The 13,503-nt window shown below is 67.6% G+C and carries 12 protein-coding genes; 8 read left to right on the forward strand and 4 right to left on the reverse strand.

What is annotated here, in order from left to right; all coding sequences use genetic code 11:
* Positions 1-304: 304 nt before the first annotated feature.
* The 3 genes from AC1Q6V_RS33915 to tolA all read left to right on the forward strand — a co-directional run bounded on the left by AC1Q6V_RS33915 (position 305) and on the right by tolA (position 2,150).
* Entirely contained in the window at positions 305-673 is a 369-nt protein-coding gene (locus AC1Q6V_RS33915; protein ID WP_010811769.1) for a VOC family protein, read from the forward strand.
* Between the two features lie 158 nt (positions 674-831).
* On the forward strand, positions 832-1,356 hold the full coding sequence (locus AC1Q6V_RS33920) for a hypothetical protein (RefSeq protein WP_439668862.1): 525 nt from the start codon (positions 832-834) through the stop codon (positions 1,354-1,356).
* A 41-nt stretch (positions 1,357-1,397) separates the two neighbouring features.
* Positions 1,398-2,150 carry a cell envelope integrity protein TolA gene (gene tolA / locus AC1Q6V_RS33925; protein WP_010811767.1) on the forward strand — a complete coding sequence of 251 codons (753 nt, stop codon included), beginning with the start codon at positions 1,398-1,400 and terminating at the stop codon, positions 2,148-2,150.
* 30 nt (positions 2,151-2,180) lie between these two features.
* Here the strand turns inward: tolA and AC1Q6V_RS33930 are convergent, their stop codons facing one another.
* Positions 2,181-7,703 carry an AAA domain-containing protein gene (locus AC1Q6V_RS33930; RefSeq protein ID WP_454751106.1) on the reverse strand — a complete coding sequence of 1,841 codons (5,523 nt, stop codon included), beginning with the start codon at positions 7,701-7,703 and terminating at the stop codon, positions 2,181-2,183.
* Positions 7,700-8,905 carry a M48 family metalloprotease gene (locus tag AC1Q6V_RS33935; RefSeq protein ID WP_010811765.1) on the reverse strand — a complete coding sequence of 402 codons (1,206 nt, stop codon included), beginning with the start codon at positions 8,903-8,905 and terminating at the stop codon, positions 7,700-7,702. Before AC1Q6V_RS33935 ends, AC1Q6V_RS33930 begins: the two co-directional genes overlap by 4 nt.
* Before the next feature lie 361 nt (positions 8,906-9,266).
* Between AC1Q6V_RS33935 and AC1Q6V_RS33940 the strand changes: the two genes are divergently transcribed.
* Complete coding sequence (locus AC1Q6V_RS33940) at positions 9,267-9,650, forward strand: hypothetical protein (RefSeq protein ID WP_454751107.1); 384 nt, start codon at positions 9,267-9,269, stop codon at positions 9,648-9,650.
* Positions 9,651-9,767: 117 nt separating this feature from the next.
* On the opposite strand, the gene AC1Q6V_RS33945 is transcribed toward AC1Q6V_RS33940, so the two are convergent.
* Together AC1Q6V_RS33945 and AC1Q6V_RS33950 are read right to left on the reverse strand one after the other, a co-directional pair.
* Positions 9,768-10,877, reverse strand: coding sequence for an alkene reductase (locus AC1Q6V_RS33945; RefSeq protein WP_454751108.1), 1,110 nt, complete (start codon positions 10,875-10,877; stop codon positions 9,768-9,770).
* A 23-nt stretch (positions 10,878-10,900) separates the two neighbouring features.
* Positions 10,901-11,530: a TetR/AcrR family transcriptional regulator gene (locus AC1Q6V_RS33950; RefSeq protein WP_010811762.1), complete on the reverse strand. Its 630-nt coding sequence runs from the start codon at positions 11,528-11,530 to the stop codon at positions 10,901-10,903.
* A 200-nt stretch (positions 11,531-11,730) separates the two neighbouring features.
* Here AC1Q6V_RS33950 and AC1Q6V_RS33955 point away from each other — a divergent pair, with 200 nt between their 5' ends.
* From AC1Q6V_RS33955 to AC1Q6V_RS33970, 4 genes are all read left to right on the forward strand, one after another.
* Positions 11,731-12,183 carry an Ohr family peroxiredoxin gene (locus tag AC1Q6V_RS33955; RefSeq protein ID WP_010811761.1) on the forward strand — a complete coding sequence of 151 codons (453 nt, stop codon included), beginning with the start codon at positions 11,731-11,733 and terminating at the stop codon, positions 12,181-12,183.
* A gap of 77 nt (positions 12,184-12,260) precedes the next feature.
* Positions 12,261-12,506: a hypothetical protein gene (locus AC1Q6V_RS33960; protein ID WP_234788249.1), complete on the forward strand. Its 246-nt coding sequence runs from the start codon at positions 12,261-12,263 to the stop codon at positions 12,504-12,506.
* A 173-nt stretch (positions 12,507-12,679) separates the two neighbouring features.
* Positions 12,680-13,138, forward strand: coding sequence for a MarR family winged helix-turn-helix transcriptional regulator (locus AC1Q6V_RS33965; RefSeq protein ID WP_018314951.1), 459 nt, complete (start codon positions 12,680-12,682; stop codon positions 13,136-13,138).
* Positions 13,139-13,161: 23 nt separating this feature from the next.
* Positions 13,162-13,413 (forward strand): hypothetical protein, encoded by a 252-nt coding sequence (locus tag AC1Q6V_RS33970; RefSeq protein WP_439668857.1) that lies wholly within the window; start codon positions 13,162-13,164, stop codon positions 13,411-13,413.
* Positions 13,414-13,503: the final 90 nt, after the last annotated feature.

The raw sequence follows: 13,503 nt of genomic DNA on the forward strand, positions 1-13,503 counted from the left end.
TCGTAAAGCAATAAATGGCGAGCGTGCCATCGCGTTTGGTGATGGCCGAATGGTGGCTACGGGGCGGATGGTTGGAAGTGAAGCCATGCAGGATGCATCTGACCCGGCCGGACTTTCAGGCGCTAACGCCACGCCTGAAGGGAAGCGCCAGCCAGGCCTGGCCTGCAAGGCAAGGTTGCCGTCATTGCCCGCGCTGGCTACGCTGCAAGCGTGGCGCACGCCAGCTTCTGCGTGACGGCCGGCTGGCCGTCCCCGGCCGGCTTGCTCGCCGTTCCTTGCACATATCTTTCCCGGAGATTGCGGCATGGCCATCCAGCTCAACCACACCATCGTCTTTTCTCACGACAAGAAGGTATCCGCCGACTTCCTCTGCGAGATCCTCGGACGTCCCCCGGCCGAGCCGTTCGGGCCGTTTCTTGGCGTGCGGCTGGACAATGACGTGACCCTGGACTTCATGGACGCGGAGGGCGATGTTGCCCTGCAGCACTATGCCTTCCTGGTCAGCGACGCCGAATTCGATCAGGGCTTTGCCCGCGTCCGCGCGCGCAACCTGACCTACTGGGCGGACCCGTACCGCCGCCGCCCAGGCGAGGTCAACACCGACGATGGCGGCCGTCGGATCTACTTCGAGGATCCGAGCAAGCACTTTCTGGAGATCTTTACGAAGGGCTAGTGTCCTGTCATGAGCCTTTGACGAGACACTGGCGCCCTGCCACGCCAGCTCGATGCTTTGCAGCGTTGACTGCGCTTGGTTGATGCGGTTGCACCCCATAGAATGAAGTTGCGCCTTGGAAAGCGGCTCTGGTTTCTGCCGCATCAAAGGAGGATGTCATGGAACTTCATATGCAATCGCATCGCTACGCGCACCGGTGGCCGGACTGGCGTGCGGCGGCGCTGGCGGGCCTCGTCGCCGGGGTGGTATTCCTGGTGCTCGACTTGCTGGCGGCCATGCTGATGGAGGCCAGCGTCTGGAAGCCGCTGACCATGATCGCGGCCATCATGCTGGGCCCTGATGTGCTGGCGCAAGCTGCCACCTTCCAGATGAGCGTGCTGGTAGCGGCCGTGGTGGTCCACTTCGTGCTCTCTGTCGTGTTCGCGGTGATCCTGGCAGCGATCATGGCGCCGTTCCGTTTCGATTCGAGCGTCGGCATGGCCTCGGTGGTGGGGGCGCTGTTCGGCCTGGTCCTGTACCTGGTCAATTTTCACGGCATGACTGCCGTCTTCCCATGGTTTGCCGAAGCGCGAGGCTGGGTGACCGCCATTGCCCACATCGTGTTCGGCCTGGTCGCGGCTGACTCGTATCTGAAACTGGAGCGGCACGTGGATGCGTCCGCCGGCGGAACTGGCGGTACATAGGAGAGCAAGCGCAAAACGAGCAGCGGCAAGGCGCGCGATCCATGCAGACCGTCGCCTATCCCTATCAGCCAGTGCCTGAACGGGGCACCCTGAGGTGCTTCCTGCTGGCCTTGTTCATGCACCTGCTGCTGGGTGCCCTGCTCTACTATGGCGTGCGCTGGCGCAGCGCGGCGCCGGAGGGTATCGCGGCCGAACTGTGGGAGGCGATCCCGGAAGCCGCAACGCCAGCGCCTGCAATCACGCCGGCGCCAAGCCCGAAGCCGGTCGAAGAGGAAGACGCCGACATCTCGCTGCAGGAAAAGCAGCGCAAGGCCGAGCAGGCCGCGCGCGACCAGGCACAAGCACGGCAGCGCGAGAACCAGGCCCGTGCCGAAGCGGCCCGCAAGGAGGCGCAGCGCAAGGCGACGGAAGCGCAGCGCCAGGCCGACAATGCCCAGCGCCAGGGCGAACTGGCGCGATTGCGGTCGCAGGCGGGCAATTCGGGAACACGGGTCGGCTCCGGCTCCGGCACCAAGCCTTCGTCCGGTTATGCCGAGCGGGTCCGGCAGCGGGTCAAGCCGAACATCATTTTCAATGAAGACGTCAGCGGCAATCCGGCGGCGGTGGTGGCCGTGGGCATGGCGCCGGATGGCTCGGTGCTGTCGACGCGGCTCGCCAAGTCAAGCGGCAATGCGGCCTGGGACAACGCCGTGCTGCGCGCGGTGCAGCGATCCGACCCGCTGCCGCGCGACGAAAACGGCGTTGCACCGTCCAATATCCTCATTACTTTCTGGCCCAAGGACGAAGGCGGCTAGTAGTGCCGCCTCCTGTGCCCTGTCCAGGCGCTACGCCTCTATGTAGCCCTTGCGCAGTTTCTCCGCCACCAGCTTGTCCGCCTCGCGCCGTGCCCGCTCCGCGCTGTCGAACGTCTTCACGCTGGTCTGCCCTGTGCTGCCGATGCGGCCGTAGGTGACGGAGAGCTCCGCCCCGCGTACGCTGGCGCGCCAGAACTTGCGCGACGTGCCCTGTTCGAAGCGCAGGCTCCGAACCAGTTCCGCTTGCGCAGCCGATGCCGTCGCCGCGTCCGTCCGGGCCTCGCCCGTTGATGCCGGATCCTGCGCCGCGGCCGGCTTCGCCAACGGCACCGGCATCTCGACCTCCACGTCCAGCGCGCGATCCTCGCCATCGGCCAGCATGGCCTCGATGCGGGCCAGCACCGCGTCCCGATCGTCGAGCCAGTCCTTGCCGGGAATGTCCAGCACGCGCCAGCCGAAGCCGCGCAGGATGCCGGGGCGGAACACATAGCGCTCGGCGGTGTCCGTCACCGGCTCGGACGGCGCATCGAGCAGGATCGCCAGCGCGTAGCCTTGTCCCGACGGAGCGGCGATGGCCAGGTCGCAGCGGAACTGCGAGCGGCCGACGTTGGCGTGCACCTGGTGGCCGCGCGCACGCAGCGCCTCGGCCAGTGCGTCGCGGACGCTGTCCGGCGTGGCCTCGCGCGTGAAGGCGTCGCGCGCGCCGGGGTTCAGCGCGCCGAGCACCGACTGGGCGCGTTCGAACTGCCCGCGCGCGCTGGCCTGCGCGAACTGCAGGAACGCACGCAGCGCGGCCGCGCCATCGTTGTGCACGTTGGTGATCGCCTCGGCCTGGATCGTCGACACCACCGCCATCCGATGGCGCGCGCGGCTGAAGATCACGTTCAGCCGCTTCTCGCCGCCGCGCTGGTTGATCGGGCCGAAGTTCATCAGCATCTTGCCGTCCGGCCCCGGCGCGTAGCAGATGCTCAGGATGATCACGTCGCGCTCGTCGCCTTGCACGTTCTCCAGGTTCTTGACGAACAGTCCGTTGAACTGGTCGTCGTCCTCGCGCACGTACTCGCGCTCGAGGCGCATCGCGAAGTCCGCGTCCTCGGCGGCCAGCGCCTCGAGCGCGGACTCGATGGCGCCCTGCTGCGCCTCTGAAAACGCCACGATGCCCAGGCTCAGCCCGGTCTCGCGCCGCAGCAGCTCGCGCACGGTCCGGGCGATGTAGTTCGCCTCCTGCGCATTGCGGCGGTCCGTGTAGACGCCGTCGGCCAGCCGGTGGAAGCTGACCGGCCGCGCCAGCAGCGCGTCGGCGCCCGCGATGCCGGCATCTTCCTGGTCCGAGCGCAGCGCAGGCGCCTCGTCCTCGGCCTGCTCCAGCAAACGGTCGGGAATGGTGACCAGGCGCCCGTCGTAGAACGCCGCGTTGGAAAAGCTGATCAGCGACTCGTGACGGCTGCGGTAGTGCCACGCCAGCAGCGTGGCGGGCAGGTTGCGCGCGGCCTGGTTCAGCAGGCTGTCCGAATCGAGATTGATCGCGATGCGCTCGCCCTCCTCTTCCACGACGATCTCGTCGTCGCCCTCGGCACCGCCGGCCGTGAAGAAACTTGTCGGCGGCAGCTGCATCTCGTCGCCGACCACCACCACCTGGCGCGCGCGGCTCAGCGCCGGCACGGCCTCCTCGGTCGGAATCTGGCTGGCCTCGTCGAAGATCACCACGTCGAACAGATCAGGCGACAGCGGCAGCGTGTCGGACACCGACAATGGACTCATCAGCCAGATCGGCTTCAGGTCGTTGATGACGAGGCCGGTCTCGTCGTCGCAGAGATCGCGGATCGAGCGGTGGCGCATGCTCTTGCCGAACTCGTGCTCCAGTTCGCGGCGACCCGTGGCGTATTGTTTCTTGAACGCCTTGCCGTCGGCGTCCAGCATCGTGGCCGACAGCGAGGACACGCGCACGTGCTCGGCAAACTGCCGGTGCCGCGTGGCGCGAACCACTTGCGCGTTCAGCGCGAGCAGTTCACGCTGCCCTTGCGCCACGGCGCGCGCAGCCTGCGCCAGCGCCGCGCCGCCAAAGCGCGCCAGCACCGGGTTCTCGCGCGTGAGACGGCGCAGTGCCTCATCGGCGACCAGCGCCTCGAGCTGCACCGGTGCGTGATCGAGCCACTGCAGCGTGGCGGCACAGGCGGGGTCGCCCGCATGCACCGCGCGCAACAGCGGCAACAGGTCTGGCAGGTCGTCCAGCGCCTCGCGCAGGTCGCGCAGCAGTTCGGCGATGTCGCCGAGGCGCGCATCGGCGGCCAGCGCCAGCCCGTCGCGTACACGCTGCGCGAGCTTCTCCAGCGACTCGCGCGCACCGGCCTCGGCGCGCGCCGCCGCTACCGGGTCGACAGCCTGGCGCAAGTGCGCGACCAGTTCGCGCGGGCCTGCGCCCGACTGCAGGCGCCGCTCGAGTTCGCCGAGCGCGCGCAGGAAAGCCCGCATCTCGCCGACCCCGTAGCGGCGGCGGCTGTCGGCATCGGCCGCCGCCAGCGCGGCGCTCGCGGCGTGCTCAGCGGCCAGCGCTTCCAGCACCTTGCCGTAGCCCGGATGGACGGCGTGCTTGCCGAAGTCATAGCGGCGCTTCAGTTCGCCGCGCAGCCGCCACCATGCGGGCTGCAGCCAGCGCGCGAACGACGGCTCCAGCCGCCGCGCGAGCGCCAGCGCCGATTCGGTATCGCCGGGGCTCAGCTTGTCCTGCCAGTTAGACGTTGCGGCTTGCGCGTCGGCGAGTGCCTGTGTGCGCGACTCCAGCTCCGCGCGGATCTCGCGCAGCGCGGCTTGCGCCGGCGAGGCCGCATCGAGCAGGTCCAGATGCGCGGCCAGGCCCGTGTCGAGCAGCCACTGGCTGTCGGCGGCGATTGCGCGTGCCTGCTCCAGCGCGGTGTCCTGGCCGGTCAGGCTGGCGGTACTGTCGAGCAGCGGGTCGAGCGCATCGAACAGCGCCTCGGCGTCACGGCACAGCTGCTCGGCGCGGCCATAGGCGCGCTCGTCGGCCAGCAGTTGCGGCGACAGGCGCGCGAACGGGTGCGCGGCCAGGCTGTCGACACCGAAGCGCTCGCGCATCGCGCGGTGCACGCGGTGCGCGAGATCGCGCTGACGGTCCCAGGCGGCCAGCGCCGGCAGGCGCTCGCGCAGCGCAGGCCCTGCCTCGGGCACAGCGGGCAACGCGGCCACGCGGCGCAGCAACGCACGCACGCTGTCGCCGAGTGCCTCGGGCGCGCTGGCCATCGCCGACTCGAATGCGTCGATGCGCTGCTGGTATGCGGCCAGCGCCTCGACGACCTGCGTGCGGCGCGCAGCCAGCGCGTCGCCATCGTGCGGCTGCGCGATCCACTGCTCGTAGCAGGCACGCAGGTCGGCAATAAAGGCCTTCTTGTCGGTCTGCGAGTCGTGGATCAGGGAGCACAGCGAGTCCAGCCCGCTTTGCTTGAGCCGGTGGAACACCACGTCGAGCGCGGCGCGCTTCTCGCAGACGAACAGCACGCGTTTGCCGCGGCCCGCGTAGTCGGCGATCAGGTTGGTGATGGTCTGCGACTTGCCAGTGCCCGGCGGGCCCTGGATGATGAAGCTGCGCTGGCTGCGCGCGAGGCCGACCGCGGCGTTCTGCGTCGCATCGGCCGCCACCACGTTCCACTGCTCGGCCGGTGCGAGCGGCGCGGGCACTTGCGTCTCCACGTCGCGCGGATCGATCGAGAACACGCGGTCGAATGCCGGATTGGCGCCGGGCTCGTCCAGCAACTGCGCGTAGTCGCGCACCAGCGACATCTTGCGGTAGTTGAAGTTGGCGAGCGTCACCTGCGTCAGGTCCAGGTCCCAGGCATAACGGTGGCCTTCGGACTCCTCGAGCACGTAGCCCTGGCACTCGTCGCTTTCCGCAGCGGCGGGGCCGCTCATGTGTGGCTGGCGCGGACCGGCGCCCGGTGCGGCGCCCGCCTCGAAGCGCTGCGGCAGCTCGCTCGGCCGCACCCAGTGCTCGAACAGCGCGCGTCCCAGCGGCCGGTAGTCGTCCTGCGCATAGCTGTACGGCGGCAGCCAGCCACCGGTGCGCGCGGCGGCCGGGCCCGGCTTGCGGCGCTGGAACTGCTGCATCCGCTGCAGCGCCTTCTGCCGCACCAGCCGCACCGCGGCCTTGTCGACCAGGCGCAGCTCCACTGACGGTTCCGAGCGGCGGATCTGCGCGAGGATGCCGGCATGGATCTCCTCGAGCGAGGTCTTGCCGAGATCCACCGTCTCATCCAGCCGGATGTCGTACAGCTGGCTCAGGTAGTGGCGCAGCACCGGGTTGAACTCGGCCTCGCCGCCCGCGCACTGGATCACGTACTGGTCGCGCACGCCCTTGCGTTTGACCAGCTCCACCGGCAGCCACAGCAGCGGCGTCACGATGCGCTCGTCCGGCGCCTCCTTCAGGTTGTGCCAGCGCAGGAACGCCACCACCAGGCGCAGGTTGCTGAAGCCGTACTCGGCGCGGTCGCGGCGGGTCTCGGCGATCAGGCGGTCCAGCGACGCCGGCAGGTAGGGCTGGTCGTCGAAGCGCAGCCAGCGCTGCAGCGACACCGGCTTGCCCGCCACCAGGTCGGCTGCGAACGGTCCGCCCCAGGTGCAGATATGCTCGGGCCGCACGCTTTCGATCTGCAGCATCAGCGGCACGCTGGCCACGGTGACGTTGACGCTGACCGCGGTCGGACGGAAATGCAGCAGGCGGTTGCGCCGCGACAGATCGAACAGGCGGTCGCGCAGGTGCGTGAGCACGGCGGCGCGGCGCGGCGTGGCACCGGTCGTGCCGGCCAGCGCACGCTCGACGTCCAGGCCGAGTGGCTGGTCGCGCCACGTGCGCAGCCGGGTCGCCAGCGCGGCGACATCGGTGGCGCGGTCGTGGCGGTTGATCTCGGTCATCTCGACGATCACCGCGGCGACGATCGGATGCAAGCGCTCATGCAGCAGGAACAGGTTGCGGCGATGCGCCACGAAACTGCGCAGGTCGTCCTCGTCGGCGAAGTCCAGGCCGCAGGCCAGGCTCGCCAGCACCATGCCGAGCAGGAAGATGTCGCCGATTTCGTCGTGGTGGCCGACGAGCCGTTCCCAGCTGGCCGGGCCGGGCAGGTAGACCGGGCGCGCGACGGGCGCCGTAGCGTCAAGCTGCAGCGCCAGGTCGGCCTGGTCGCGCTGTCCGTCGTCGGCATGGCCGAGCTGCAGCGCGCCGACGATGTTCAGGCCCGAGGCCGGATGCGGCTGCACGCGATGCACCGCGCCGATGTCCATGACGGGCGCCTCGCCATCGGGCCGGCGCAGGCGCAGCGCCCCATCCTCGTCCACCAGGATGCTGTCGCGATCGAGCGCGGCCACCCTGCCCTGCGCGTGCAGCGTGGCAACCTGCGCGAACAGCGGCAGCACCAGCACCAGGACGTCGTCGGTGGGCAGCGCCGCGCCCGCCTGCGCCTCGATCAGGGCGCGCAGCATGCGCGGCTCCCCGCTGCCGGTCATATCCGGAATGGTATTGGTGCCGTGGGTCGTGCTGTCAGTCATGCCCGGCCCTCCCTGGCCAGTTCGCGGTGGAGTTGGCGCTGGTAGCGGTCCAGCTCGCGCTTGCCGAAGCCGGCGTCGCGGCGCAGGTTGCCATGCAGCGCTTCCAGGCTGCCGAGCGCCTGCGCCACCTGGCCGGCGCGCAGCAGCGCCGCGTCCTGCTGGTCGGGGTCGGCGAGCGCCAGGTCCATCATCAGCGCGTTGAGGTAGCCGCGCACGCTGTCGTCGGCCACGTCCGGCCCCAACCCCTCGGGGCCGATCGCTGGTTCGTCGTCGCGCCAGTCGGGGAACATCATGCGCACTTGCGCGAGTACTGCCTCGCTCGCCAGCGGCGTGCCGGCGAGGAAGTGGGCCAGGAAGCCGCGCGTCAGCGCCTGCAGGCGGATCTGTCCCGGCAGGTCCAGCTTCTCCAGCGCCAGCGGGCCGTGCAGCCGGGTTTCGATCCATGGATCGAGATCGGCCGCGCCCTCCCACCACAGCGCCAGTGCGCGCGCCCGGATAAAGGTCTCGGGATGGCTGTGGGCGGCGCTCGCGCCCGCTTCGTGGGCCTCGATCTCGGCCGCCTGGCGCAGGTAGGCGGCCGCGTCCACGCTGCCGATGCCGGTCTGCACCTTGACCAGCGTCGACACGGCCGGCGCCACCGCACGGGCGGCCACGGCGCCGCCGCGGTCGGCGAACAGCTCGGTGTGCAGCGCGTAGCGGCGCCAGGTCTCGCGATGGCTGGCGCTGGCGCCGGGCGCGGCCAGCGCGTCGTTCAGGATGCGGTCGGCCACCAGGAACTGGCCGTCGTCGCGCGACCACAGCAGGTAGTGGGCCAGTTCGTGGCCGAACACCGCCAGCAGCTCCGGCGGCGACAGCCGATCCAGCAGCGGCCCCTGCAGGATGATGTGGACCTCGCCCGGCACGTAGACCAGCGACGCGTTCATGTCATGGCCCGGCGACTGGTAAAGCGTCGCGGGGGCGTCGATGCCGAGGCGCGCCATCGCCTCGGCCAGCGCCGCGTGCACGTCGGCATGTGCGTCCGCCTCGATGCGGTAGGTGTCGCGCAGCAGCATCGAGCGCAGTGCCTCGCGGTGATCGGCGCCGGTCGCGCGGGCGCCGGCCCAGCGCCAGACCTCGGGCTCATGGCGGCGCAGGTAGTCGACCACCGTTGCGTGATAGGCAAGCGGCACCAGCGCGCCGCGATCCGGGGCGTGAGAGTCCATGCGGGACGTTCCAGGGTTGCGTGGAAGCCGATTCTACAGGGGGAGCATGGCGTTGGCGCCGTCCATCAGCGCGGGCAATGCCCGCACTGGCCTGGCGAGCATGACGTTGTCGGGAGCAGTTGGAGGCGGGGATGCCGGCGCGAGAAGCGGCTGATGGCTGAAGCTGTTGGTTTGGGTGGGCGGCTGATACGCCGCAAGTTTGTTTCTGCCCAACATTTACTCCGCCAGCCGGGCGGAATTCGCTGATGACGGGGCTGCGACTCCATTTTTGTCGGTCCGCATCCGGTGGCACAGCTTCTGCGTATAAGCGAGAGGACGCCCGCCGCGTTCTGCCCTCCTTACCGCAAATCGGAGTACCGCCATGATCCGCCAGCTCGCCAACACGATCTTCGCCACCGCCGCGATTGCAGTCGCCTGCACTGCCGGCATTGCCCATGCCGCCGCCCGCGACAGCGCTCCTGCCGGCGACAAGTCCGGCTACACCTTCCACGTCGACATGCGCGACGTCTATAGCGAAGCTGCGCGGGCCGGCCGCTTCGACGTCTTCATCGACGGTACTCGCGTTGAGGCTTCACCCGCCAACGAGCAGTCCGTTTCCGGCCTCGACTGCAGTGGCGTGTCGGCCGACCCTGCCCGCAAATTCGACATCTACACCGACGGCGCGCTGGCCGGCATGGACCGCAGCGGGGTATCGGCAGATCCCGCGCGCAAGTTCGACGTCTATACCGATGGCGCCCTGGCATAAGCCCGTGCATAGCAAGCCTGCCTCAGGCAGGCAGCCATCGTCAAACGCGCTTACGCGCCCTTTGGAACGTATTTCTCCCGGCTCCAAAGGGCGCTTTTTTGCTGGCCGGAGCCCGCGTCAGCCCAGCTCGGGGTAGTCGACGTAGCCGTGCGCACCGTTGCCGCCGTACAGCGACGCGTCTTCAAACGGACGGTTCAGCGGCTTGTTTTCGCGGAAGCGGCGCGGCAGGTCGGGGTTGGTGATCATCTTGCGGCCGAACGAGACCATGTCGGCACTGCCACGGCGAATCGCCTCTTCGGCCATCTCCTTGGAGTAGCCGTTGTTGACCATCCATACGCCGGTGTACAGGCGGTGCAGCGCTTCATAGTCGAACGGGGCGTTGTCGCGCGGGCCGCCGGTGTGGCCTTCCACGACATGGATATACACCGGATGCAGCTTCTCCAGTTCACGCACGACATGTTCGAACAGTGGCTGTGGGTTGCTCTCCAACGCGTCGTTGACGGGCGAGACCGGCGCCAGGCGAACGCCGACCCGGTCGGCACCAATCTCCTTAACCACGGCAGCCATGACTTCGAGCAGGAAGCGCGCGCGGTTTTCGATGCTGCCGCCATACGCGTCGGTGCGATTGTTCGTGCCATCGCGCAGGAAGGCGTCAAGCAGGTAGCCGTGCGCGCCATGGACTTCGACACCGTCGAAGCCGGCCTGGACGGCATTGGCTGCAGCGGTGCGGAAGTCGTTGACAATGCCAGCGATCTCGGCCGTCTCGAGCGCGCGCGGGACCGAGCATTCGACGTAGCCTTTGCCATTGATATAGGTCTTGGCATTGGCAGCGATGGCCGACGGTGCGACCGGGGCCTGGTTGTCCGGCTGGAAGTGCGTGTGCGACATGCGGCCGGTGTGCCAGATCTGCAGGAAGATCCTGCCGCCCTTAGCGTGGACCGCATCGGTCACGTTCTTCCAGGCAGCAATCTGCTCGGGGGTGTAGATGCCCGGCGTATTGGTGTAGCCCTGGGCAGTGGTCGAGACCTGGGTGGCTTCAGCGATGATCAGGCCTACGCTGGCGCGCTGGCTGTAGTACTCGACCACCATGTCGGTCGGCACCAGGTTGTCGTCGGCCCGGCTGCGCGTGAGCGGCGCCATGGCCATGCGGTTGGCCAGTTCGAGCTTGCCCAGCTTGATTGGCTGGAACAGCGCGTCGGCAAGGAAGGCTTCGTTTTGTACACCCATGAATCACTTACTCCGTAGTTGGTCTATGGCTTGTTGCGGCGAGAACCGCCGTTAGCGGCCGGCTGGAACAGGTGGTCAAACATCAGGTCGACGCTGCGGCGCAGCGGCTCGACAGAGCATTCGAGCTTCATGCGCAGCAAGGCGCCCTCCCAGGCATCCCACGCCAGCCCGGATAGCTCGGCAGCCGCTATGTCGGCACGGATATCGCCGTGCGCCTGGGCCTCGCAGATCATGCTGGCGAGGCGTTCGCGCCACGCCAGTTGCGCGGATTGCAGGGCGGCCCGGCAGACTTCGCTCGACAAGGCAATCTCCGCCGCGAAGTTACCTATCAGACACCCAGCCTGCAGCTTCCTCGATTCGTGGTACGCAATCATCCGGGCAAAGACATAGCGGATCGCTGCCATTGGCGCAGACGGCGCCTCATCGATCATCGCCTCCCACGACCGCTGCAGGAAACCCGCGTATTGCGCGACGATGACCGCCGCGAACGCTTCCTTGCTCTCGAAATGGTTGTAGAACGACCCCTTCGGCACGCCGGCGTGGTCGGTGATCTGCTGGATGCCGGTGGCGTTGTAGCCGTGGCGCGTAAACAGTTCGCGCCCCGCCTTCGTCAAACGGTTGGGGATGTCGGTCTTGTCTGCAGTGCGTGCCATGGCGGAATAATATGACCAGTCGTCTTACGATGTCAAACAGCACTGCGCAAGCGTAGGCAAGGACGCATTTCCGGCCCTCTTCCGGGCACACGATATTTTTCCTTGACAAGGGAAGCTCCATGTTCCATTATGCATTCCATCGCATGCGATCTAAGCGGATGCGATTCAAATACAACTGACAACCACCAGAGATCCATTCCATGAGCAAGATCGAAAAAGTCCTCGCCACCGGCAAGACCCACACCATGCACAGCAGCGCCGGCGTTACCTCACGCGGCCACAACGGCACGCTGGACATCGCGCTGTCGCCCGGCAACAGCACCACCCCGGCGCACGTGTTCACGACCGTCCAGCCCCACCCGACCGCGGAACAATTGTTCGCGGGTGCCTGGTCGGCGTGCTACATCGCCGCGGTCGGCCTCGTGGCCAAGGAGATGAAGCTGGAACTGCCGTCCGACCTGGCCGTGGACATCGAAGTCGACCTGGGCCAGACCGGCGCGGATTACTTCCTGCAGGCACGCCTGAATCTGCGCGCGCCGGGCCTGCCGCAGGATGTCGCTACGCAACTCGCTCACGCCGCCGATGCGATCTGCCCCTACTCGAAGGCAACCCGCGGCAATATCGAGGTGGCGCTGAACGTGTTTACGTCGTAACTCCCTGACCTTTTCGTTATTTCCAATTAGTCGTATGCGATGTAATCGGATACGACTAAACATCACCTGATACAAGGATGCATACCATGACCACGCTCACCTCCATCGCCCGCTACACCGTTGTTGCCGCCGCCCTGTTGACCGCCGCCGCCGCGCAAGCCGCCGGTTCGGCGCGCGACCCTTTCACCGAGGGCGCCCGCTCGGTCACCAGCGCAGCCGATCCGTACACCGACGGCGCACGCTCGGTACACGGCACGCGCAGCCCGTACTACGACGGCGCCCGCGGCAAGGTCGACCCTTACCTCGACGGCGCACGCGCCTGAGACCGCGTAGCGCCGCGGAGGCCAGATTGTGCGCACGATTCTCTGCCGGTTCCGGGCGCCCTTCCCTCGGGCTCCAGGAACCGCCGCGGAAAGTTATCGCACCTGCGATAAAATCGCATACGATCTACAATCGACGCTTGCGATCCATCCGTCTTTGGCCAACGAGGCAGCAAATGAAACCCACCGACAAGCCCGCCGCAACCCCGACGCTCTCGGACTTCCTGTGCTTCGCGGTCTATTCCGCGAACCTCGCCTTCGGCAAGGCCTACAAACCGGTCCTTGAGCAACTGGGGCTGACCTATACGCAATACATCACCATCGTTGCGCTATGGGAGCAGGACGACCAGACCGTCGGCAGCCTGGGAGAGAAGCTGTTTCTCGAATCGAACACCCTGACGCCGATCCTGAAGAAGCTGGAGGCGATGGGCTATGTGGAGCGGCAGCGCGACCCCGAAGACGAGCGCCAGGTACGTGTGCGCCTGACCAAGGCCGGCCGCAAGCTGCGCGAGCGGCGCCTGGAATCCAGCCTCGCCGGAGCGACCGGCCTGGCCCCGGACGAATTCGCCCGGATCCAGAAGGCAGTTGCGTCGCTGCGCAACAACCTGATCCAGTCGGTGAAAGACAGCGAATGAACCAGCACACAGGATCCATAGCCATGACCAGCACAGCCGCCCAGTACAGCCCGATCAGCTGCGAGTTCCACGACCGCCTGGAAGACCTCGCCACCGTGCGCAGGCCCACGCAGATCCACTACCGCGACGCCGATGGCTTGCTCCAGCAGCGCACCGCGACCATTGCCGACGTGTACAGCCTGGGCGGCGCCGAATATCTGACGCTCAAGACTGGCGAGACCCTGCGCCTGGACCAGCTCCTGGAAGTCGACGGCGAGAAGCTGGCGGACTACTGAGCCCGCAAGATTCCGAGCCGGAAAAGACAAAACCCCTCGCAGCACACGCTGTCGAGGGGTTTTGGGAATAAGAGCCTGGCGATGACCTAC

This window comes from Cupriavidus sp. GW823-FHT07B10 (assembly GCF_058794355.1).